Raw genomic sequence first — 20,968 nt, forward strand, 5'->3', positions numbered from 1 at the left:
CGACAGCGCCAGGGCCCGCCTCCCGAAGGGGAGGCGGGCCCTGCTGGTTCGTGGCGTCGGTCGCTGCTGGCCGGCTGAGGAGTATCCGCGGGCGTCAGTAGTTGTGGTGGTTGTTGTTGTCGCGGTTGTCGCGGTTGTCGTGGTGCCGCACGCCCCTGACCTGGACCGACTCGGTCAGGTAGTCCAGGTTGCGGCGGTTGGTGTCGAACGACACGGTCGCGTCGGCGCGGCCGTTCTCCAGGTCCCTGTTCCCACGCTGGGCCAGCCCGACGGTGTCGGTCTGCCGGTGACCGTTGCAGTAGAGATCGCCGTAGAACGAGGTCCGGAAGCGGGCGCCGTCCTGGCGGAGGCTGACCGTGGTCTTGATGCGGTCGTCGTCCCCACGGCACTTGTAGGTGAACTTCACCCAGACCTCGTCGCCGTCGCGGTTGGCCCGCGCCGTGTCGTCGATGCTGACGACCTCGGCCTGGACGCGCCCGCCGTGGCCGCCCGGGTCGGCCACCGCGGGGGCCATCCCGCTGAACAGGAGCGCCCCAGCGGCGGGTACGACGAGCAGACGTGCAGCTTTCATTGCTTCCCCCTCAGAGCCGGCCGACGGTGCGGCCGAGTGACCGGTACGGCCGCAACGCTCCTGGCGTTGTGATCGGGGTCACAGGGCCCAACAACCCCGCGGGAACGGGACCAAAGGACCGGCCGGTCCGGGGGACGGAACCGCTCAGCCGCGGGGCGTGACCCGGAGGACCTGGTCGTCGTCGCCGTTGTCGGTGGTGACGTACAGGTCGCCGTCCGTGCCGAGCTGCACGGTGCGGATCCGGCCGTGCGTGCCCTCGAACTCGGGCAGCCGGAACTGCTCCTGGAGGGTGCCGTCGTCGGCCAGCCGGAGGGCCAGGATGCCCTCGCCCTTGAGGACGGCGACCAGCATCAGGCCGTCGTAGGCGCCCCACTGCTCGCCGTCGAGGAAGGTGCCGCCGCAGGTGGCGATCGTCTCCGGGCCCGACGACCACACGGCTGCGACGGCGCCGGGGATCCCCGGGTCGGTCATCGGCACGCTCTCGTCGTAGCTGCCGTCGGCGCCGTTCGGGTCGTAGCCGTAGTTGGCGCCGGGCTGCAGCAGGTTGACCTCGTCGTCGCGGGACGTGCCCTGCTCGACGTTGTAGATCTGGTCGGTGCCGGGCCGGATCGCGAGGCCCTGCACGTTGCGGTGGCCGTAGTTCAGCACGAACGCCGACGGCCCGGGGCCGGGGAACGGGTTGCCCTCGGCCGGGTCGCCCGTGGCGGCGTCGATGCGCAGGACCTTGCCGGCGAGCGTGTCGCGGTCCTGGGGGTTGCTGCCCTTCGCGTTGTCGCCGGTGCCGACGAGCAGGGCGCCGTCGGGCGCGAACCGCAGCCGGCAGCCCCCGTGCCGGCCCGAGCCGCCGTTGACCGGGATGCCGCCGAGCAGCGGGTCATCGACGCGGGTGGCGCTGCGCCAGTCGTCGTCGACTGTCCAGGCGATGACGGCGATGTCCGGGGTCTCCCCCGCCTGGCGCCCCTGACACGTGTAGAAGCGCCGGTTGTCCGCGAAGGCAGGGTCGAGGACGAGACCCATCAGGCCGGTCTCGCCGCGCGCGAACAGGTCGTCGAAGTCGGCGGCGACCTCCTGCACCGACCCGTCGGGCAGAACGGCGGTCAGCCCGCCGCCGCGCTCGTCGAACAGCAGCGTCCCGTCGGGCGCCTGCGCGACGTCCCAGGGGTGGTCGAGGCCGTCGGCCACGGCGGTCACGTCGAGGGCCGGCGCGGCGGGCGGAGCGGACGTGGGCGGCGGCTGCGCGCTCGTCGTCCCCGCGGCCGCGCTGCCCGAGTCCGATCCGGCCGTGCACCCGGCGAGCACCAGCACCGCCCCGACCAGCGCGAAAACGGTCCGCATGGACCCAGGATGCGCGACGGTCAGCTGGTGCGGGTCACGACATAGTCACAGAGTGCCGAGAGGGCGTCCCGGACGTCACCCGCAGGGATGACGGCGAGCCGCTCCCTCGCCCGATCGGCGTACTCCCCCAGGACGGCGGTGGCGCGGGCCAGGGCCGCCGAGGAGCGCAGCGCCTCCAGGGCCTCGGCGTGCTCGGCCTCGTCGGTGATCGGGCCCGCGACCAGCTCGCGCAGCCGCGCCTCGGCGGGGTCGTCGCCGGCCAGGGCGAACAGCACCGGCAGGGTGGCCACGCCCTCGCGCAGGTCGGTCCCCGGCGCCTTCCCGGAGGCGCCGTCGGCGCTGACGATGTCGAGCAGGTCGTCGGAGATCTGGAACGCCACCCCGACCTCCTCGGCGAAGGCGGTCAGCGCGGCCACCAGCGGCTCGTCGACGCCGGCGAAGGCGGCCCCGAAGCGGGCGGAGGTCGCCACCAGGGAGCCGGTCTTGTCGGCCAGCACCTCGAGGTAGTGGGCGATCGGGTCCTCGCCCGCCTGCGGGCCCACGGTCTCGCGCAGCTGCCCGGTCACCAGTCGCTCGTAGGTGCGCGCCTGGATGCGCACGGCGTCGGGGCCGAGGTCGGCCAGCAGGTTCGAGGCGCGGGCGAAGAGCAGGTCACCGGTGAGGATCGCGATGCTGTTGCCCCACCGGCTGTTCGCGCTGGGCGCCCCGCGCCGCAGGGCGGCCTCGTCCATGACGTCGTCGTGGTAGAGCGTGGCCAGGTGGGTCAGCTCGCACACGACCGCGGCGCGGACGACGTCGGGCGCCGTCGGGTCGCCGAGCTGCGCGGCCAGCAGCGCCAGCATCGGCCGGAACCGCTTGCCGCCGGCGGCCATGAGGTGGCCGGCGGCCTCGCTCACGAAGGGGTGCTCGCTGCCGACGGCGCCGATCAGCGCCGACTCCACTCGCGCCAGCCCCTCCGCGAGGGACTCGCCGAGGGCGCCGTCGGGCAGCCAGGGGCCGATGGTCGACGCCGGCGTGGAGATCCGGTGCCTGAGCTCGGCGGAGGTGCCGCCGTCGAGGGCGGTGCGGGCTCCGGTCATCAACCGACGAATCTAGCCGCCCGATCGGCCAGATCGAGAACGGACCCGGGAACGATCCCCAGGACGAGTGTCGCCGTCGCGGTGATCGCCAGGACGATCGTCGTCGCCAGGCCGGGCACGCCGACGGTCGGGCCGTCTGCCGCGGGCGGCGAGAAGTACATGAGCACGATGACCCGCAGGTAGAAGAACGCGGCCACCGCGCTCGCCAGCACGGCCACCACGACCAGCGGCCAGGCCCCCACCTCGACCGCCGCCCGGAAGGCTGCGAACTTGCCGGTGAAGCCCGCGGTCAGCGGGATGCCGGCCAGCGAGAGCAGGAACAGGGTCATCACCGCGGCGATCACCGGGGAGCGCTGCGCCAGCCCGGCCCACTGGGAGAGGTGCCCGGCCTCCCCGTCGCCGTCGCGCACCAGCGTGAGGACGGCGAAGGCGCCGACCGTCGTCACCCCGTAGGTGAGCAGGTAGAACAGCGTCGCCGACAGGCCCGAGCCACCGAGGCCGATCACGCCGGTGAGGAGGAACCCGGCGTGCGCGATCGAGGAGTAGGCCAGCATCCGCTTGACGTCGGTCTGGGTGAGGCCGAGGACGGCGCCGACGACCATCGAGACGATCGCGATGCCGTAGATGATCGGCCGCCATGTCCACTCGCTGGTGCCGAAGCCGACGTAGAGCAGCCGCAGGATCGCGCCGAACGCGGCCACCTTGGTGCAGGCGGCCATGAAGGTGGTCACCGGCGTCGGGGCGCCCTGGTAGACGTCCGGCGTCCAGGTGTGGAAGGGCGCGACGCTGGCCTTGAACATCAGGCCGACGATCAGCAGGGCCAGGCCGAGCACGAGCAGGATGCCGGTGTCCGCGGTCGCCGCCGCGCGGATCGTCGAGAGCCGCACGCTGCCGGTGGCGCCGTAGACCAGCGCCAGGCCGTAGAGGAAGAACCCGGAGGCGAACGCCCCCAGCAGGAAGTACTTGACCGACGCCTCCTGCGACAGCAGCCGGCGCCGCCGGGCCAGGCCGCACATCAGGTACAGCGGCAGGCTGAGCACCTCGAGCGCCACGAACATGACCAGCAGGTCGTTCGAGGTGACGAACAGCATCATGCCGCCGAGGGCGAAGGTCGCCAGCGGGTAGACCTCGGTCTGCACGCGGGGCTCGGTGAGCAGCTCCCGGTCGCGCGGGCTGCCGGCGGGGACGGCGGCCATCGCGACGAACGCCGATCGCGCCGGGTCCAGCGACCGCTCGGCGAACATGAGGATCGACAGCACGCCCAGCGCGGTCAGCACCGCCTGCAGGAACAGCCCGGCGCCGTCAACGGCCAGCGCCCCGCCGGCGGTGACCTCCCGGGTGCCGGCCAGCAGCAGGGTGGCGATCAGGCCGCCCAGCGTGCCGACCAGCGCCACGGCGACCTGCACCGTGTGCCGGGACTGGCGGGGGGCGAAGGCCTCGACCAGCACGCCGACGCAGGCGGCGCCGAAGACGCACAGCAGCGGCGCCAGGGCCGCCACGGAGATGGTCGGCGCGGAGATGTCGGGCATCAGTTACCCCGCTCGGAGGTCGGTGCGGCGTCGGTCGTGGAGGGCGTGATCCCGTCGGGCGCGCCGACGTCGCTCATCGTGGCGCTCACCGCGGGCCGGATCAGGTCGATCAGCGGCTGCGGGTAGACGCCCAGGGCGATGATCAGCGCGATCAGCGGGGTGACGACGGCGAGCTCGCGGCGGTCGAGGTCCGCGACGCGCAGGCGCGGGGTGGCCGCGGGCGCCTCGAGGACCGCGGTGGCCCCGTGGCCGGCCGGCGCCGCCGCCTCCCGCGGGGTCACGTCGTCGGGCTCGAGCAGCACGCCCTTGGGCGGGCCGTGCATGGTCCGCTGGTACATGAGCAGGACGTAGATCGCGGCCAGGATGATCCCGACGGTCGCGATCACCGTGAAGACCGGCCGGACCGGGAAGGCCCCCAGCAGCGTGAGGAACTCGCTGACGAAGCTGTTGGTGCCGGGCAGCGAGAGCGTGGCCAGGCCCGCGACGAGGAAGCTGCCGGCCAGCAGCGGCGCGAACCGGGCCACCCCGCCGTAGTCGCGGATGTCCCGGGAGCCGCCGCGGCTGATGAGCATGCCCACCACCAGGAACAGCAGCGCGATGGTGATGCCGTGCATGACCATGTACAGCACCGCGCCGGTGGCCGCCTCGGTAGTGAAGGCGAAGATCCCCAGCGCGATGAAGCCGAAGTGCGAGACCGACGTGTAGGAGATCAGCCGCTTCATGTCGCTCTGCCCCATCGCCAGCAGCGCGGCGTAGAGGATGCCCGCGACGGCCAGGCCGAGCACCCAGGGCGCGAAGTCCCGGGAGGCGTCGGGGAACAGCGGCAGGCAGTAGCGGATGAACCCGAAGGTGCCGACCTTGTCGAGGATGCCGACCAGCAGCACCGCGCCGCCGATCGGCGCCTCGGCACCGGCGTCGGGCAGCCAGGTGTGCAGCGGCACCAGCGGCGCCTTGATCGCGAAGGCGACGAAGAAGCCGAGGAACAGCAGCTTCTGCACGCCCGGGTCGATGTCGAGCTGCCGCAGCGCGTCGAAGGCGAACGTGCCCTGACCCAGCTGGCTGTTGCTGACCACGAACAGGCCGATCACCGCCGCCAGCATGATCAGGCCGCCGACCAGGCTGTAGACGAAGAACTTCATCGCGGCGTACTGCCGGCGCGGCCCGCCGAAGCTGCCGATCAGGAAGTACATCGGGACGAGCATCGCCTCGAAGAAGACGTAGAACAGGAAGACGTCGGTCGCGGCGAAGACGCCGACCATCGCCGCCTCGAGCAGCAGCAGCCAGGCGAAGAAGGTGCGCATCGACCGGTTGCCCGGCGAGGTGTCCCGCCAGGAGGCGAGGACGGCCAGCGGCACGAGGACGCCGATGAGCAGCAGCATCGACAGCGCGATGCCGTCGACCCCGAGCGCGAAGTCCACCCCGAACTGCGGGATCCACGAGACCGAGGTGGTCAGCTGGAACCGGTCGCCGTCCGGGTCGAAGGCGGCCGTCGCGAGCACCGCCAGCAGCAGCACCACCAGGCTCACACCCAGCGTCACCTGCTTGGCCAGCTCCTCCCGCCCCTTCGGCAACCCGAGGAGGACCGCGGCCGCCACCGCCGGCACGACGATCATGAGCACGAGCCAGGGGAAGTCAGCCACGATCTGCGCCCTTTCGGAAAGTCAGCCCGCTCATCCGGCCGTCACCGCCAGCAGCGCACCGGCGACGATCACGGCGCCGCCGAGCATCCCGAGCGCGTAGCTGCGGACGAAGCCGGTCTGCAGCCGGCCCAGCCGTGCGGAGGAGCCGCCCATGGTCGCGGCGAGGCCGTTGACCGCGCCGTCCACGCCGCGGTTGTCGAAGAACACCAGTGCCCGCGTGAGCCACTGGCCGGGGCGCATGAACAGCGACTCGTTGATCGCATCGCCGTAGAGCGCGTGGCGGGCGGCCCGCACGAGCGGCGAGACGCGGGCCGGCGCGACGACCGGCACCTCGCGGCGGCCGACGAACAGCCAGGCCAGCAGGACGCCCAGCAGGGCCACCACGGTGATGCCGATGCCGAAGGTGAGCGGCGCGATCACGTGCTCGGCCTCCTCCGGCTCGCCGAACACCGGTGCCATCCAGTCCGACAGCGGGAAGGCCTGGACGAGCAGGAAGCCGGCCGCGACCGACCCGACGGCGAGCACGACCATCGGCAGCGTCATCACCGCCGGCGACTCGTGCGGGTGCACGCCCTCGTCCCAGCGCGGCCGGCCCCAGAAGGTCATGATCATCAGCCGGGTCATGTAGAAGGCGGTCAGCCCGGCGCCGAGGACGGCGGCCCCGCCGAGGACCCAGCCCCAGGCGTCGCCGCGGTCGAAGGTCGCCTCGACGATCGCGTCCTTGGTCCAGTAGCCCGAGAACGGGATGAGCCCGATCAGCGCCAGGTAGCCGGCGAAGAAGGTCCAGAAGGTGACCGGCATCTTCTTCCACAGCCCGCCGAAGCGGCGCATGTCCACCTGGTCGTTCATCGCGTGCATGACCGATCCGGCGCCGAGGAACAGCCCGGCCTTGAAGAAGCCGTGCGCGTACAGGTGCGCCAGCGCGGCCACGTACCCGACCGGGCCCAGCCCCGCGGCCAGGAACATGTAGCCGATCTGGCTGACCGTGGACCAGGCCAGCACCTTCTTGATGTCGTCGTAGGCGCAGCCGCTGATCGCGCCGATGAGCAGCGTGATCGCGCCGACGGCCAGGACGACGGTGCGGGCGGTGGGCGTCGCGTCGTAGATCGGCGCCGACCGGCAGATGAGGTAGACGCCGGCGGTGACCATCGTCGCCGCGTGGATCAGCGCCGAGACCGGGGTCGGGCCCTCCATGGCGTCGGGCAGCCACGCCTGCAGCGGGAACTGGCCGGACTTGCCGCACGCGCCGAGCAGCAGGAGCAGACCGAGGGCGGTGACCACGCCCCCGGCCAGCAGGCCGACGTTGCCGAGGACGCCCTCGAACGACGTCGTCCCGAGCTGGGCGAACATGATGAAGATCGCGATCGCCAGCCCGACGTCGCCGACGCGGTTCATGATGAACGCCTTCTTGGCGGCGGTGGCCGCCGCCGGGCGGGTGTACCAGAACGCGATCAGCAGGTAGGACGCCAGACCGACGCCCTCCCAGCCGACGTAGAGGGCCAGGTAGCTGTTGCCGAGGACGAGCAGCAGCATCGCCGCGACGAACAGGTTGAGGTAGGCGAAGAACCGGCGGCGGCCGGGGTCGTGCGCCATGTAGCCGATCGAGTAGATGTGGATCAACGAGCCGACCCCGGTGATCAGCAGCACGAACGCCATCGACAGCGGGTCGAGCAGCAGCCCCAGCCGGATGTCGAGGTTCCCGGCCGAGATGAACGTGTAGAGGTCCAGGTTCGCGGAGCGCTCGGGCAGGTCGGCGACCTGGAAGGTGCACAGCAGACCGAGCACGAACGCGGCGAGCACCGTGGCGCAGCCGAGCAGGTGGCCCCAGCGGTCGGTGCGCCGTCCGCCGAGCAGCAGCACCGCGGCGCCGGCGAGCGGCAGCACGATGAGCAGCCAGGAGGCGGCGAGCAGCCCGGTGGCGGGCAGCGCGTCAGGCACGTCGCTTCTCCATGAGGTAGACCCCGGTCAGTACTTGAGGAGGTTGGCGTCGTCGACCGAGGCGGACCGGCGGGTCCGGTAGATCGACATGATGATCGCGAGGCCGACGACGACCTCCGCGGCGGCGACCACCATCACGAAGAACGCGATGATCTGGCCGTCGACGGTGCCGGACGCGCGGGCGAAGGTGACCAGCGTCAGGTTGACCGAGTTGAGCATCAGCTCGACGCACATGAACACGACGATCGCGTTGCGCCGCACCAGGACGCCGACGGCGCCGATGGTGAACAGGATCGCGGCCAGCACCAGGTAGTAGCTCAGCGTCATCGGGACTCCCCCTGGTCGAGGTTGCCGCCGCCGGTGCCGCCGGGGATCGCGCTGGGCGTGCCCTCGAGGGTGCCGAGCGCGTCGTCCGGGCTGCCGAGCTGCCGGCGGCCGGTGGGCCGCGGCAGCTCCTCGACCTCCACCGGCTCGATGCCGGTGGCGAAGCTGCTCTCCGCCCAGCCGCCGTCGGGCAGCCGGGCCGGCGTGGCGACCGAGTTGGCGCGGGCGTAGACGCCCGGGCCGGGGAACGTCTGCGGCCGGTCGGTGAGGAACCGGGCCCGCGAGAGCTCCTTCTGGGTGCGCCGGGTGCCGGGCTCGCGCTCGATGTGCGCGAGCACCATGGCCCCGACCGCGGCGGTGATCAGCAGCGCGCTGGTCACCTCGAAGGCCAGCAGGTAGCGGGTGAACAGCAGCGCGGCGATCGCCTCGATGTTGTTCACGTCGCCGCCCTGGACGGCGTCCAGCCCGGTGACGGGCGTGTCCCGGGTGGCCTCGGCGATCCCGGCACCGACCAGGCCGGCGAAGCCGATGCCCAGCACGGTGGCCGCCACCCGCTGCCCGCGCAGGGTCTCCACGACCGAGTCGGAGGAGTCGCGGCCGACCAGCATGAGCACGAACAGGAAGAGGATCATGATCGCGCCGGTGTAGACGATGATCTGCACCGCGCCGAGGAACGGCGCCTCCTGCGTCACGTAGAAGACGCCCAGGCAGAGCATCGTCACGACGAGGAACAGCGCCGAGTGGACGGCGTTGCGGGCGAACACCATGCCCAGCGCGCCGAGGAGGGCGAGCGGGCCGAGGATCCAGAAGACGACGGCCTCGCCGTCCCCCAGCTGGACCGATGTGTCGGCGGCCGCCGCGGCGAGGACGTTCATACCGTCTCCCCCACGGTGGCTCCACCCGCCCACTCCACCCCGACGGCGTCGGCAGCCGACCCGGCCTGCGGTTCCCGCACGTAGTAGGCCTTCTCGTCGTCGCCCAGCCGCATCGGGTGGGGCGGGGCCTCCATGCCGGGCAGCAGCGGCGCCATGAGCTGTTCCTTGGTGTAGATCAGGTCGCGGCGGTTGTCGTCGGCCAGCTCGAAGTCGTTGCTCATCGTCAGCGAGCGGGTCGGGCAGGCCTCGATGCACAGCCCGCAGAAGATGCAGCGCAGGTAGTTGATCTGGTACACGGCCCCGTAGCGCTCACCGGGCGAGTAGCGCTCCTCCTCGGTGTTGTCGCCACCCTCGACGTAGATCGCGTCGGCCGGGCAGGCCCAGGCGCACAGCTCGCAGCCGACGCACTTCTCCAGCCCGTCCGGGTGCCGGTTGAGCACGTGCCGGCCGTGGTAGCGCGGCTTGGTCACCTTGGGCTCGAACGGGTACTCCTCCGTCGTCACCTTCTTGAAGATCTGCGCGAAGGTGACGCCGAAGCCCTGTCCCGGCGCGGGCAGGATGCTGCGCTTGCCCGGGCGCCCGTCCTTCGACGGGCGCGCGACCTCGCCGCCGCTGCGGCGTGCGGGGGTGTTATCGGTCATCGTCGCCCTCCTCGGCAACGGAGGTGCCGCGCCGGCCGGTGCTCACGACCGCGCCGTCCGGGCGCGGGGTGGCCCCGACCGGTTCCCGGCTGCGCAGCCGCGGGGACGGCGGCACGACGAGGTCCATCGGCGGGATCGGGAACCCGCCCTCGGATCGGCTGGGCGCACCCGTCGCCCGGCGCCGCGGCCCGGTGGGCGGCAGCACCTGCGGCTCGGGTTCGGGCTCGGTGGCGTGCACGGAGCCGGCCGCCGCGGCGGCGGCCATCTTGCGGGCGCCGGCGTTGCTGACCCGCCCGGCCACGAGCAGCGCGGCCAGCACGACGATCGCGATCGGCACGCCCACGTAGAGCGCGACCTCACCGGTCTGCAGGTTCGCCTCGCGGGAGATGGTGCGGATGGTGGCGACGGCGAGGATCCACAGCAGCGCGACCGGGACGAGCACCTTCCAGCCGAAGCGCATGAACTGGTCGTAGCGCAGCCGCGGGAGCGTGCCGCGCAGCCAGATGAAGACGAACAGCGCGACGACGACCTTGAGGAAGAACCAGAGCATCGGCCACCAGCCGGTGTTCGCGCCGTCCCAGATCGAGATCGGCCACGGCGCCCGCCAGCCGCCCAGGAACAGCGTGGCCGCCAGCGCGGAGACGGTGACCATGTTGATGTACTCGGCCAGGAAGAACAGCGCGAACTTCAGCGACGAGTACTCGGTGTGGAAGCCGCCGACCAGCTCGCTCTCGGCCTCGGGGAGGTCGAACGGCGCGCGGTTGGTCTCGCCGACGACGGCGATGCAGTAGATGACGAACGAGACCGGCAGCAGGACGGCGAACCAGCTCGGGCCGGTGAGCGTGGCGCCGAAGAAGTTCAGCTGGTTGCCGTTCGCCTGCGCCGCGACGATCTCCGAGGTCGACATCGTGCCGGCGTAGAGGAACACCGCGACGATCGACAGGCCCATCGCGATCTCGTAGCTGACCATCTGCGCCGCGCTGCGCAGGCCGCCCAGCAGGGGGTAGGTCGAGCCGGAGGACCAGCCGGACAGCACGATGCCGTAGACGCCCATCGCCGAGCAGGCCAGCACGATCAGCACGCCGATCGGGGCGTCGGTGAGCTGCAGCGGCGTCCGGTGGCCGAACAGGCTCACCGTCGGGCCCAGCGGGATGACCGAGAAGGCGAGGAAGGCCGGGACGGCGGCGATGACCGGCGCCAGGAAGTACACCGGCTTGTCGGCCAGCGCCGGCATGATGTCTTCCTTGAACGCCAGCTTCAGGCCGTCGGCGAGGCTCTGCAGGTAGCCGCGGGGGCCGACCCGGTTGGGGCCGACCCGCTGCTGCATGCGGGCGACGACCTTGCGCTCGAAGACGATCGCGAACAGCGTCATCACGACGAGGACCACGAAGATCCCGACGATCTTGATGAGCACGATCCACCAGACGTCGTGCCCGAAGTCCTCGAGCGTCGGCTGGTTCGCGGTGGCGAGGACGTTCACGCGGCACCTCCGGCACTGAGCGTCACGACGCCGCCGGGGCCGGTGCCGAGCTGCGCGCGGACCTCGCTGCCCGGCGCCCGCATCGGCAGCCAGACCACCTGGTCGGGCATCTCGGTGATCCGCACCGGCAAGCTGATCGCGCCGGCCGGCCCGGTGACCGTCAGCCGGTCGCCGTCGGCCAGGCCGAGCCGGCGGGCGGCGTCCTTGCCGAGGCGGGCCACCGGCGGGCGGGCGGTGCCGGCCAGCTCGGGCTCGTCGCGCTGCAGCGTGCCGACGTCGAGCAGCTGCCGCCACGAGGCCAGCAGCGCCTCGTCCTCGGCGAGCTCGGCGCCGGCGTGCGCGACCACGGTGGGGACGGCGGCCTCGCCGGTGCGGGCGGCGCCCAGGGAGGCGAGCTCGGCGCGGGCGGTCTCCACCGCGGGCAGCCGCAGGTCGACGTCCAGCTCGTCGGCCAGGCCCTGCAGCACGCGGCCGTCGGGCAGCGGCCCGGTGCCGTGCAGCGTGGCGTCGAACGGGCGGGCCCGGCCCTCCCAGTCCAGGTAGGTGCCGGCCTTCTCCGGTGCGGCCGCGACCGGCAGGACGACGTCCGCGACCTCGGTGACCGCGCTGGGGAACAGCTCCAGGCTGACCACGAAGCCCGCCGCCCGCAGCGCCTCGGCGGCCAGCGCCGGGTCGGGCAGGTCCGCGGGGTCGACGGCGCCGACCAGCAGGCCGGCGAGCTCGCCGTCCCGGACGGCGGTGAGGATGCCGGTGGTGTCGCGGCCCGGGGTGGCCGGCATGTCGGCCGGGTCGGCGCCCCAGCGGGCGGCGACGTCGGCGCGGGCGACCGGGTCGGCGACGCTGCGCCCACCCGGCAGCAGGGTCGGCAGCGCGCCGGCCTCGACCGCGCCGCGCTCGCCGGCCCGGCGCGGCACCCAGCCGACGCGGGCGCCCGTGGCGCGGGCGAGCGCGGCGACCGCGGAGAAGCCGCCGGGGATCTCGGCCAGCCGCTCGCCGGCCAGCACGATCGCGCCGGGCTGCCGCAGCGCGTCGACCGCCGCGCCGCCCCAGGTGCCGTCGGCGAGGGCGGCCAGCGACCGCGCCTCCGCGCCGGGCAGCGTGGTGAGCACGGTGGCCCGCAGCTTCTCGGCGGCGCGGGTGGCGAACGGGGCCAGGTCGAAGACCGTCAGGCCGCCCTTGCGCACCGCCTTGCGCAGCCGCAGGAAGACGATCGGCGACTCCTCCTCGGGCTCGAAGGCCACGAGCAGGACCGCCGGCGCCGCGGCGAGATCGTCGTAGGTGACCCCGCCGGTCCACGGTCCGGTGCCGGCGACCTCCGCCTCGATGAACGCCAGCTCCTCGGCCGAGTGCGCGCGGGCTCGGGCGTCGACGTCGTTGGTGTGCAGCGCGAGGCGGGCGAACTTGGCGTAGGCGTAGGCGTCCTCGAGGGTCAGCCGGCCGCCGGGCAGGACGCCGACGCCGCCGGAGGCCCGCGCCCGCCGCAGCCCCTCGGCGGCCACCGCCCACGCCTCCGGCCAGGAGGCGGGCTCCAGCACGCCGTCGCGGCGGACCAGCGGCGTGGTCAGCCGCTCGTTGGCGGTGACGTAGCGGAACGCGTAGCGCCCCTTGTCGCAGGTCCACTCCTCGTTGACCGCGGGGGCCTCGCCGGCCAGCCGCCGCTGCACCTTGCCGCGCCGGTAGTCGGTGCGCTGGGCGCAGCCGGAGGCGCAGTGCTCGCAGACGCTGGGCTCGCTGCGCAGGTCGAACGGCCGGGCGCGGAACCGGTAGGCGGCGCTGGTCAGCGCGCCGACCGGGCAGATCTGCGTGGTGTTGCCCGAGAAGTAGGACTCGAACGGCTCGTCCTCGTAGATCGCCACCTGCTCCAGCGCGCCGCGCTCGAACAGCTCGATGAACGGGTCGCCGGCCACCTGCGAGGAGAAGCGGGTGCACCGCGCGCAGAGCACGCAGCGCTCGCGGTCGAGCAGGATCTGGGAGGAGATCGGCAGCGGCTTGGGATAGGTCCGCTTGACGTCGATGAACCGGCTCTCGGTGCGGCCGTTGCTCATCGCCTGGTTCTGCAGCGGGCACTCGCCGCCCTTGTCGCAGACCGGGCAGTCCAGCGGGTGGTTGATCAGCAGCAGCTCCATCGTGCCCTGCTGCGCCTTGTCGGCGACCGGGCTGGAGAGCTGGGTCTTCACGACCATGCCCTCGGTGACCGGCATCGTGCAGGAGGCGACCGGCTTGCGCTGGCCCTCGACCTCGACCAGGCACTGCCGGCAGGCGCCGACCGGCTCGAGCAGCGGGTGGTCGCAGAACCGCGGGATCTGCACGCCGATCATCTCGGCGGCGCGGATGATCAGCGTCCCCTTGGGGACGGCGACGTCGAAGCCGTCGATGACGCAGTGGACGGCGTCCGGCGGGGTGTGCGGGCCGGGGGCGCCGGGGGGCACCGCGGGCGCAGGGACCGGCGACGTGGGCTGGACGGTCACTGGGTCTCCTCGCTGGCGCTCTTCGTCCCAGCGCCCTCGGTCACTCTGCTCGTCGATGTCCTCGCAAGCTCGGCCACTATGCGGCTCCGACCTTCACCGGCTCGATCGGGAGCGAGCGGCCCAGCCGGGCCTGCTCCTCCGGGGGCAGCAGGGCGACGTAGTCGTCCTTGAAGTACTTCAGCGAGCTGGCGATGCAGCTCGTCGCGCCGTCGCCGAGCGCGCAGAACGAGCGGCCGAGGATGTTGTCGCAGGTGTCGACGAGCAGGTCGAGATCGGCCGCCGTCCCCTTGCCGTGGACCAGCCGCTCGAGGATCTGGACCAGCCAGTAGGTGCCCTCGCGGCACGGGGTGCATTTGCCGCAGCTCTCGTGCGCGTAGAACTCGGTGAACCGCAGGGTGGCCTCGACGATCGAGTCGGTCTCGTCGAACACCATGAGCGCGGTGGTGCCGAGCATGGAGCCGGCCGCGGCCACGGAGTCGAAGTCGAGCGGGACGTCGAGGTGCTCGGCGGTGAAGTACGGCGTCGAGGAGCCGCCCGGCGTCCAGAACTTCAGCTCGTGCCCGGGGCGGACGCCGCCGGCCATCTCCAGCAGCTCGCGCATCGTCGTCCCCATCGGGGCTTCGTACTGCCCGGGCCGGACGACGCGGCCGGACAGCGAGTAGATCTTCGGGCCGGGCGACTTCTCCGGGCCGAACTCCTTGAACCAGTCCGCGCCGCCGCGGACGACGAACGGGACGCTGGCCAGCGTCTCGACGTTGTTGATCACCGTCGGCGCGCCGTAGAGGCCGGCGACCGCCGGGAACGGCGGCTTGAGCCGCGGCTGGCCGCGGTAGCCCTCGAGCGAGTCGAGCAGCGCGGTCTCCTCGCCGCAGATGTAGGCGCCGGCGCCGGCGTGCACGACCAGCTCCAGGTCGTAGCCGGAGCCGAGGATGTCGCGGCCGAGGTAACCGGCCGCGTACGCCTCCTCGACGGCGCTGACCAGCCGGCGGTGGGCGTGCACCGCCTCGCCGCGCACGTAGATGGCGGCGAAGTGCGACCGGATCGCATAGGCCGCGATGATCACGCCCTCGATGAGCGAATGCGGGTCGGCCATCATCAGCGGCAGGTCCTTGCAGGTGCCCGGCTCGCCCTCGTCGGCGTTGACGACGAGGTACTTGGGCATCGCGGCCGGACCGGTCGGGGTCTCCCCCGGCTTCGGCTGCGGGATGAAGCTCCACTTCATGCCGGTCGGGAAGCCGGCGCCGCCGCGGCCGCGCAGCCCGGAGTCCTTGACCACCGTGACCAGCTCGTCCGGCGTCATCGTCAGCGCCGTGCGCAGGCCGACGTAGCCGTCGAGGGACTCGTAGGTCGACAGCCGCCAGGACCGGTCGGCGTCCCAGCGGGAGGTGAGCACGGGGGTGAGGGGCACGGGGTTCAGGCCTCCTTCTGCGGGCCCTGGCCGGAGGTGCCCGGCTCGGTGCCTGCGGGGGTCTCGGTGCCGGAGTCGCGGTCGGCGAGCTCCCGGCCCGCCGGCTCGGGCGCCTGCGGGTGCGCCCCGGCGGCGCCGGAGCGCTCGGCCAGGGTGTCCGCCGCGGCCACGCGCGCGTCGGCGGCCTCCTTGTCGTGGGTCTGCCCCTGGAAGGACCCCGTCCCACCCACCGGTCGCGAACTCGCGGCGGTGTCCTGGACGGGGCCATGGGGGCCGGTGGCGGCGCGCGGCTCGCCGACGAGCCGGGTGTGCGCGGGGTCGTCCGGGTTGTCGGCGCCCGGCAGGAACGGCGCCGCCTCCCCGCGCTGTGCGGCCAGCCGCACACCGACCAGGGTCGGGCCGAGCTCGCCGGGCGCGTCGATCGCGGCGTCGCGGGCGGCGGTGTCGGCGTGCTGGGAGAAGCCGGCGAGCTGGCGGCTGATGCCCTGGAAGTCGGTGAGCGGGGCGCCGCGCGTGGGGTGCGGCTTCTCGCCGCGGCGCAGCGCCGCGACCAGGGCGCGGGCGCTCTCGACGTCCTGCTGGTCGTAGAACTCGTAGTCGACGGTGACCACCGGCGCGTAGTCGCAGGCGGCGAGGCACTCCGCGTGCTCGAGGGTGATCGAGCCGTCGGCGGCGGTCTCGTCGTGGTGCACGCCGAGGTCCTGGCACAGCGCGTCGAAGATCCGCTGCCCGCCGAGGACGGCGCACAGCGTGTTGGTGCAGACGCTGACCAGGTGCCGGCCGGTGGGGCGGCGCTTGTACATCGTGTAGAAGGTCGCGACCGCGCCCACCTCGGCCTTGGTCAGGCCGAGCTGCCCGGCGCAGAACGCCACGCCCTCGGGCGAGACGTAGCCCTGGTAGCTCTGCACCAGGTGCAGCATCGGCAGCAGCGCCGAGCGCGGCACCGGGTAGCGGGCGATGATCTCGGCGGCCTCGGCGCGGGCCCGCTCGGGGATCTCCGGCAGGTCCGCGGGGGCGGGCTCGACCGGGCTCGAGTCGAGCCCGGTGACCGCCGTCCCCTCGGCCGATCCGGGGAGCGCACTCACCTATCAACACCACCCATCACCGGGTCGATCGAGGCGATCGCGGCGATGACGTCGGCGATCATGCCGCCCTCGCTCATCGCGGCCGTCGCCTGCAGGTTGACGAAGCTGGGCTCGCGCACGTGCACGCGCCACGGGCGGGTGCTGCCGTCGCTGACCACGTGGTAGCCGAGCTCGCCGCGGGGCGACTCGATCGGCACGTAGACCTGCCCGGCCGGCACCCGGAAGCCCTCGGTGACCAGCTTGAAGTGGTGGATCAGGGCCTCCATCGACTGGCCCATGATGTGCTTGACGTGGTCGAGGGAGTTACCCATGCCGTCGGCGCCCAGGGACAGCTGCGCGGGCCACGCGATCTTCTTGTCCTCGACCATGACCGGACCCGGCTCGAGCCTGTCGAGCGCCTGTTCGATCAGCTTGAGCGACTCGCTGATCTCGGCCACGCGCACCAGGTAGCGGCCCCAGGCGTCGCAGGTGTCGGCGGTCGGCACCTCGAAGTCGTAGGTCTCGTAGCCCAGGTACGGCTCCACCTTGCGCAGGTCCCAGGGCAGGCCGGCGGCGCGCAGGATCGGTCCGGTGGCGCCGAGCGCGACGCAGCCGGTGACGTCGAGGTAGCCGACGTCCTTCAGGCGCCGCTGCCAGATCGGCTGACCGGTGAGCAGCTTGTGCAGGCCGGCCACCCGCGCCGGCATGATCCGCAGGAACTCGCGGAGGTGCTCGACCGCGCCCTCGGGCAGGTCCTGGGCCAGGCCACCGGGGCGGATGTAGGCGTGGTTCATCCGCAGGCCGGTGATCTCCTCGAGGAGGTCGAGGACGATCTCCCGCTCGCGGAAGCCGTTGGTCATGCCGGTGAGCGCACCGAGCTCCATGGCGCCGGTGGCCAGGGCGACCAGGTGCGAGGCGATCCGGTTGAGCTCCATGACCAGGACGCGGATCGTCTGCGCCCGCGGCGGCGCCTCCACCCCGAGCAGCTTCTCGACGGCCAGGCAGTAGGCGGTCTCGTTGAACAGCGGGGAGAGGTAGTCCATCCGCGTCACGAACGTCGTGCCCTGCGTCCAGGTGCGGTACTCGGTGTTCTTCTCGATGCCGGTGTGCAGGTAGCCGATGACCACCCGCGCCTTGGTGACGGTCTCGCCCTCGAGGTCGAGCACCAGCCGCAGCACGCCGTGGGTCGACGGGTGCTGCGGACCGAGGTTGACGACGAGCCGCTCGGCGTCGATCGGGTCGGCGCCGAGCGTGGTGTCCCAGTCGCCGCCGGTGACGGTGTAGACGCGGCCCTCGGTGGTGTCGTAGGAGCCGGCGTACGGATCGGATGTCGTGGTCATGAGTTCTCCCCGGTCACCGGTAGGCGCGGCGGGTGTCGGGCGGCGGGATCGTCGCGCCGTGGTACTCCACGGGGACGCCGCCGAGGGGGTAGTCCTTGCGCTGCGGGAAGCCGTCCCAGTCGTCGGGCATGAGGATCCGGGTCAGCGCCGGGTGACCGTCGAAGACGATCCCGAACATGTCGTAGGTCTCGCGCTCGTGCCAGTCCGCCGTCGGGTAGATGCCGGTGACCGAGGGGACGTGCGGGTCCTCGGCGGTGACCGCCACCTCCAGCCGGATCCGCCGGCGGTAGGTCATCGAGGTCAGGTGGTAGACGGCGTGCAGCCGCGGGCGCTCCGGCGTCGCCGCCGGGCCGCCGCTGTCGAGGTAGTCCGCGCCGGAGACGCTGGAGAGCAGCTCGAAGCGCAGCGCCTCGTCGTCCCGGAGGGCCTGCACCAGTGTCAGCAGGTGCTCCCGGACGACGAAGTAGGTGATCTCGCCGCGGTCGACCAGCACCCGCAGCACTGCCGCGTCGTAGACGGCCTGGCCCACCGCCTCGATCAGCGCGTCGGTGACCTCGTCGAAGTAGCCGCCGTAGGGCCGGTCGGTCGAGTGCAGCGCGACCGCGCCGCCGGGCTCGACGCGGACCAGCCCGCCGAAGCCGGAGGTGTCACCGCTGCCGCTGACGCCGAACGCGCCCTTGCGGAAGCCACCGCCGGGCGCCGTGGCGCCCTCCGAGGCCTCCTCGCGCCCGCTGCGGTCGCCGGGGCCGGTCATCGCTGCACCTCCTGCTCGACTCCGGGACCTGTCGTCATCGCCAGGCCTTTCCGAGGCCCGTGGGACGCTCCTCGGGCAGCAGGACGGCGTTGCCGTTCCGCTCCTCGATGAGGAACTGGCCGGTGCGCCCCTCGGCCGCGGCCTGCTCGTAGGCGCGGCGCAGCTCCTTGTTCGCGCGCACGGTCGACGGCATCTCGACCAGGAGGTCCTTGGCGGTGCCGTCCTCCTGGTCGCGGACCAGCTGGCGCGCCCGCTTCGGGCCGAGCGGCTCGTTCATGATCTTGTGGTGCAGCTTGAGGATCGCGTCGGTGAGCATCTCCGGCCGCGGCGGGCAGCCGGGCAGGTACATGTCCACCGGCACGATGTGGTCGACGCCCTGCACGACCGCGTAGTTGTTGAACATGCCGCCCGAGCTGGCGCACACGCCCATGGCCAGCACCCAGCGCGGCTCGGGCATCTGGTCGTAGATCTGGCGCAGGACCGGCGCCATCTTCTGGCTCACCCGACCGGCGACGATCATCAGGTCGGCCTGCCGCGGCGAGGCGCGGAAGACCTCCATGCCGAACCGGGCCAGGTCGTAGCGGCCGGCGCCGGTGGCCATCATCTCGATCGCGCAGCAGGCGAGACCGAAGGTGGCAGGCCACAGCGAGGACTTCCGCGTCCAGTTCACGAGCTTCTCGACGCTCGTCAGCAGGACGCCGCCGGGGAGCTTCTCCTCGAGACCCATCGTGAGTGCCCCTTCTCAGTCCCAGTCGAGCCCGCCGCGACGCCAGACGTAGGCGTAGGCGAGGAAGACGGTGGCGATGAAGACGACCATCTCGACCAGCCCGAACACCCCGAGGGCGTCGTTGGCGACGGCCCAGGGGTAGAGGAAGACGATCTCGATGTCGAAGACGATGAAGAGCATCGCCGTGAGGTAGTAGCGGACCGGGAACCGCCCGCCGCTGAGCGGCTGGTCGACCGGCTCGATGCCGCACTCGTAGGCCTCGAGCTTGGCCCGGTTGTACCGGCGCGGCCCGACGAACGGCGCGAGGGTCACCGAGAAGAGCGCGAACGCGGCGGCGAGCGCGAACAGCCCGAGGATCGGGACGTAGGTCGAGAGCATCAGCGGCACCCTACGGTGAGGTCGATCACGTTCCGGTAAACGGCCGCGCTTGCACCCAGCGTGTCGACATGTATCCGGCGTGTGAGATGGACCACGTCAAACCGCCGGGGCGAGTCGGTGGAGGACGTCGAGGGCGCGGTCGACGCCGTCACCTCGCCGTCCGTCGGACAGGTTGCCCATCAGCCGCAGCGCGCCGCGGACCAGCGCGGGCCGCTTGAGCCCGTGCGCGGTGGCGAAGCGGACCAGGTCGGGGCGGGCCAGCAGGGCGAGGAAGACGGTGCCCAGCCGGTGGTGCGCGCCGTACTCGGCGCGCAGCCGGTCGGGGTAGCCACGCAGGACCGCCTCACGGGCCGGCCCGGCCGGGCGGGCCAGCGCGGCGACGGCGGTCTCGGCGGCCATCCGCCCGGTCTCCATCGCGTAGCTGATGCCCTCGCCGTTGAACGGGTTGACCGTGCCGGCCGAGTCGCCGGCCAGCAGCAGCCCGCGGGTGTAGGCCGGCCCGCGGTGCAGCGCCATCGGCAGCCCGGCGCCGCGCACCGGCGTGACCGCGTGCTGCTCGTCGAGCTGCCACTCCGGCGGCAGCGTGGTCAGCCACCGGCGGAAGACCGCGCGGTGGTCGGAGTTGGCGGCGCGGCGGGTGTCGAGCAGGCCGAAGCCGACGTTCGCCGTCCCGTCGCCCATGCCGAACGACCAGCCGTAGCCGGGCATCGAGTCGGCGTCGGGACCGTCGGCGGACAGGTCGAAGGAGATGTCGAGGTAGTCGTCGTGCGTCCGCGGGGTCGCGACGTAGCGGCGGACGGCGACGCCGAGCGGGCGGTCCTCGCGGCGGACCAGCCCCAGGGACTTGGCCAGCCGGCCGGAGAGCCCCTCGGCGGAGACGACCAGCGGCGCGCGCCAGGTGACCGGCTCCTTGCCCGGACCGGCCTGCGCGCGGACCCCGGCCACGCGGCCGGCGTCGTCGAGCAGCGGCTCGGTGACGGTCACCTCGTGGTGCACGCGCGCGCCGGCGGCGGCCGCGTGCCGGGCCAGCATGGCGTCGAGGTCGCGGCGGGGGCGGGCGAGGCTGTAGCCGGGCCAGCGGTCCAGCGTCGGCCAGTCGACCTCGACGACCTGCCCCCCGCCGAAGACGCGCAGCCCCTTGTGCCGGACCCAGCCGGCCGCCGGCGAGGTGTCGATGCCCATGTCGTCGAGCGCCTTGACCCCGCGCGGCGTGAGGCCGTCGCCGCAGACCTTCTCGCGGGGGAACAGCGCCTTCTCGAGGACGACGACGTCGAGGCCGGCGGTGGCCAGGGTCCAGGCCGCGGCCGAGCCCGCCGGGCCGGCGCCGACGACCAGCACGTCGGCGCGCGACTGCCCGGAGCCGGACACGTCGGTCGTCGGCACCGCACACCCCTTCCCGGCACTGAGGGTCCCGGGA

General features: G+C 72.8%; 18 protein-coding genes. All 18 read right to left on the reverse strand.

Annotated elements, in window-relative coordinates; all coding sequences use genetic code 11:
* Positions 1-94 precede the first annotated feature (94 nt).
* Positions 95-571, reverse strand: a complete 477-nt coding sequence (locus tag AB3388_RS24240; RefSeq protein ID WP_495407870.1) for a hypothetical protein — start codon at positions 569-571, stop codon at positions 95-97.
* Between the two features lie 144 nt (positions 572-715).
* Positions 716-1,906: a PQQ-dependent sugar dehydrogenase gene (locus AB3388_RS24245; RefSeq protein ID WP_495407872.1), complete on the reverse strand. Its 1,191-nt coding sequence runs from the start codon at positions 1,904-1,906 to the stop codon at positions 716-718.
* Between the two features lie 20 nt (positions 1,907-1,926).
* Complete coding sequence (locus tag AB3388_RS24250; RefSeq protein ID WP_495407873.1) at positions 1,927-2,985, reverse strand: polyprenyl synthetase family protein; 1,059 nt, start codon at positions 2,983-2,985, stop codon at positions 1,927-1,929.
* Positions 2,985-4,514, reverse strand: a complete 1,530-nt coding sequence (nuoN, locus tag AB3388_RS24255) for an NADH-quinone oxidoreductase subunit NuoN (RefSeq protein ID WP_495407874.1) — start codon at positions 4,512-4,514, stop codon at positions 2,985-2,987. The genes AB3388_RS24250 and nuoN overlap by 1 nt, the downstream gene beginning before the upstream one ends.
* On the reverse strand, positions 4,514-6,154 hold the full coding sequence (locus AB3388_RS24260; protein WP_495407875.1) for an NADH-quinone oxidoreductase subunit M: 1,641 nt from the start codon (positions 6,152-6,154) through the stop codon (positions 4,514-4,516). The genes nuoN and AB3388_RS24260 overlap by 1 nt, the downstream gene beginning before the upstream one ends.
* A 30-nt stretch (positions 6,155-6,184) precedes the next feature.
* Positions 6,185-8,092 carry an NADH-quinone oxidoreductase subunit L gene (gene nuoL, locus AB3388_RS24265; protein ID WP_495407876.1) on the reverse strand — a complete coding sequence of 636 codons (1,908 nt, stop codon included), beginning with the start codon at positions 8,090-8,092 and terminating at the stop codon, positions 6,185-6,187.
* A gap of 27 nt (positions 8,093-8,119) precedes the next feature.
* Positions 8,120-8,419, reverse strand: coding sequence for an NADH-quinone oxidoreductase subunit NuoK (gene nuoK, locus AB3388_RS24270; protein WP_495407877.1), 300 nt, complete (start codon positions 8,417-8,419; stop codon positions 8,120-8,122).
* Positions 8,416-9,291, reverse strand: coding sequence for an NADH-quinone oxidoreductase subunit J (locus tag AB3388_RS24275; RefSeq protein WP_495407878.1), 876 nt, complete (start codon positions 9,289-9,291; stop codon positions 8,416-8,418). Before AB3388_RS24275 ends, nuoK begins: the two co-directional genes overlap by 4 nt.
* On the reverse strand, positions 9,288-9,932 hold the full coding sequence (gene nuoI / locus AB3388_RS24280; protein WP_495407879.1) for an NADH-quinone oxidoreductase subunit NuoI: 645 nt from the start codon (positions 9,930-9,932) through the stop codon (positions 9,288-9,290). The genes AB3388_RS24275 and nuoI overlap by 4 nt, the downstream gene beginning before the upstream one ends.
* Positions 9,922-11,412 carry an NADH-quinone oxidoreductase subunit NuoH gene (nuoH, locus tag AB3388_RS24285; protein WP_495407880.1) on the reverse strand — a complete coding sequence of 497 codons (1,491 nt, stop codon included), beginning with the start codon at positions 11,410-11,412 and terminating at the stop codon, positions 9,922-9,924. Before nuoH ends, nuoI begins: the two co-directional genes overlap by 11 nt.
* A complete protein-coding gene (locus AB3388_RS24290; RefSeq protein WP_495407881.1) occupies positions 11,409-13,880 on the reverse strand; it encodes an NADH-quinone oxidoreductase subunit G in 2,472 nt (823 codons plus the stop codon). The genes nuoH and AB3388_RS24290 overlap by 4 nt, the downstream gene beginning before the upstream one ends.
* A 76-nt stretch (positions 13,881-13,956) precedes the next feature.
* Entirely contained in the window at positions 13,957-15,288 is a 1,332-nt protein-coding gene (gene nuoF / locus AB3388_RS24295; protein ID WP_495407882.1) for an NADH-quinone oxidoreductase subunit NuoF, read from the reverse strand.
* A gap of 5 nt (positions 15,289-15,293) precedes the next feature.
* Positions 15,294-16,373: an NADH-quinone oxidoreductase subunit NuoE gene (gene nuoE / locus AB3388_RS24300; RefSeq protein ID WP_495407884.1), complete on the reverse strand. Its 1,080-nt coding sequence runs from the start codon at positions 16,371-16,373 to the stop codon at positions 15,294-15,296.
* A complete protein-coding gene (locus tag AB3388_RS24305; RefSeq protein WP_495407885.1) occupies positions 16,370-17,692 on the reverse strand; it encodes an NADH-quinone oxidoreductase subunit D in 1,323 nt (440 codons plus the stop codon). Before AB3388_RS24305 ends, nuoE begins: the two co-directional genes overlap by 4 nt.
* Before the next feature lie 13 nt (positions 17,693-17,705).
* Positions 17,706-18,446 carry an NADH-quinone oxidoreductase subunit C gene (locus tag AB3388_RS24310; protein WP_495407886.1) on the reverse strand — a complete coding sequence of 247 codons (741 nt, stop codon included), beginning with the start codon at positions 18,444-18,446 and terminating at the stop codon, positions 17,706-17,708.
* Positions 18,447-18,480: 34 nt separating this feature from the next.
* A complete protein-coding gene (locus tag AB3388_RS24315; RefSeq protein ID WP_495407887.1) occupies positions 18,481-19,173 on the reverse strand; it encodes a NuoB/complex I 20 kDa subunit family protein in 693 nt (230 codons plus the stop codon).
* Between the two features lie 15 nt (positions 19,174-19,188).
* Complete coding sequence (locus AB3388_RS24320; RefSeq protein ID WP_495407888.1) at positions 19,189-19,551, reverse strand: NADH-quinone oxidoreductase subunit A; 363 nt, start codon at positions 19,549-19,551, stop codon at positions 19,189-19,191.
* A gap of 96 nt (positions 19,552-19,647) precedes the next feature.
* Entirely contained in the window at positions 19,648-20,934 is a 1,287-nt protein-coding gene (locus AB3388_RS24325; RefSeq protein WP_495407889.1) for a geranylgeranyl reductase family protein, read from the reverse strand.
* Positions 20,935-20,968 lie beyond the last annotated feature (34 nt).

The organism is Geodermatophilus sp. SMS 5-13, assembly GCF_059428245.1.

What these genes read in the sequence shown, in the direction of transcription:
- AB3388_RS24310 (WP_495407886.1), bottom strand. Translation starts at nt 18,446, where the DNA reads ATGACCGGCCCCGGCGACCGCAGCGGGCGCGAGGAGGCCTCGGAGGGC.
- AB3388_RS24245 (WP_495407872.1), bottom strand. Translation starts at nt 1,906, where the DNA reads ATGCGGACCGTTTTCGCGCTGGTCGGGGCGGTGCTGGTGCTCGCCGGG.
- nuoN (WP_495407874.1), bottom strand. Translation starts at nt 4,514, where the DNA reads ATGCCCGACATCTCCGCGCCGACCATCTCCGTGGCGGCCCTGGCGCCG.
- nuoI (WP_495407879.1), bottom strand. Translation starts at nt 9,932, where the DNA reads ATGACCGATAACACCCCCGCACGCCGCAGCGGCGGCGAGGTCGCGCGC.
- AB3388_RS24240 (WP_495407870.1), bottom strand. Translation starts at nt 571, where the DNA reads ATGAAAGCTGCACGTCTGCTCGTCGTACCCGCCGCTGGGGCGCTCCTG.
- AB3388_RS24320 (WP_495407888.1), bottom strand. Translation starts at nt 19,551, where the DNA reads ATGCTCTCGACCTACGTCCCGATCCTCGGGCTGTTCGCGCTCGCCGCC.
- nuoK (WP_495407877.1), bottom strand. Translation starts at nt 8,419, where the DNA reads ATGACGCTGAGCTACTACCTGGTGCTGGCCGCGATCCTGTTCACCATC.
- AB3388_RS24305 (WP_495407885.1), bottom strand. Translation starts at nt 17,692, where the DNA reads ATGACCACGACATCCGATCCGTACGCCGGCTCCTACGACACCACCGAG.
- AB3388_RS24250 (WP_495407873.1), bottom strand. Translation starts at nt 2,985, where the DNA reads ATGACCGGAGCCCGCACCGCCCTCGACGGCGGCACCTCCGCCGAGCTC.
- AB3388_RS24275 (WP_495407878.1), bottom strand. Translation starts at nt 9,291, where the DNA reads ATGAACGTCCTCGCCGCGGCGGCCGCCGACACATCGGTCCAGCTGGGG.
- AB3388_RS24315 (WP_495407887.1), bottom strand. Translation starts at nt 19,173, where the DNA reads ATGGGTCTCGAGGAGAAGCTCCCCGGCGGCGTCCTGCTGACGAGCGTC.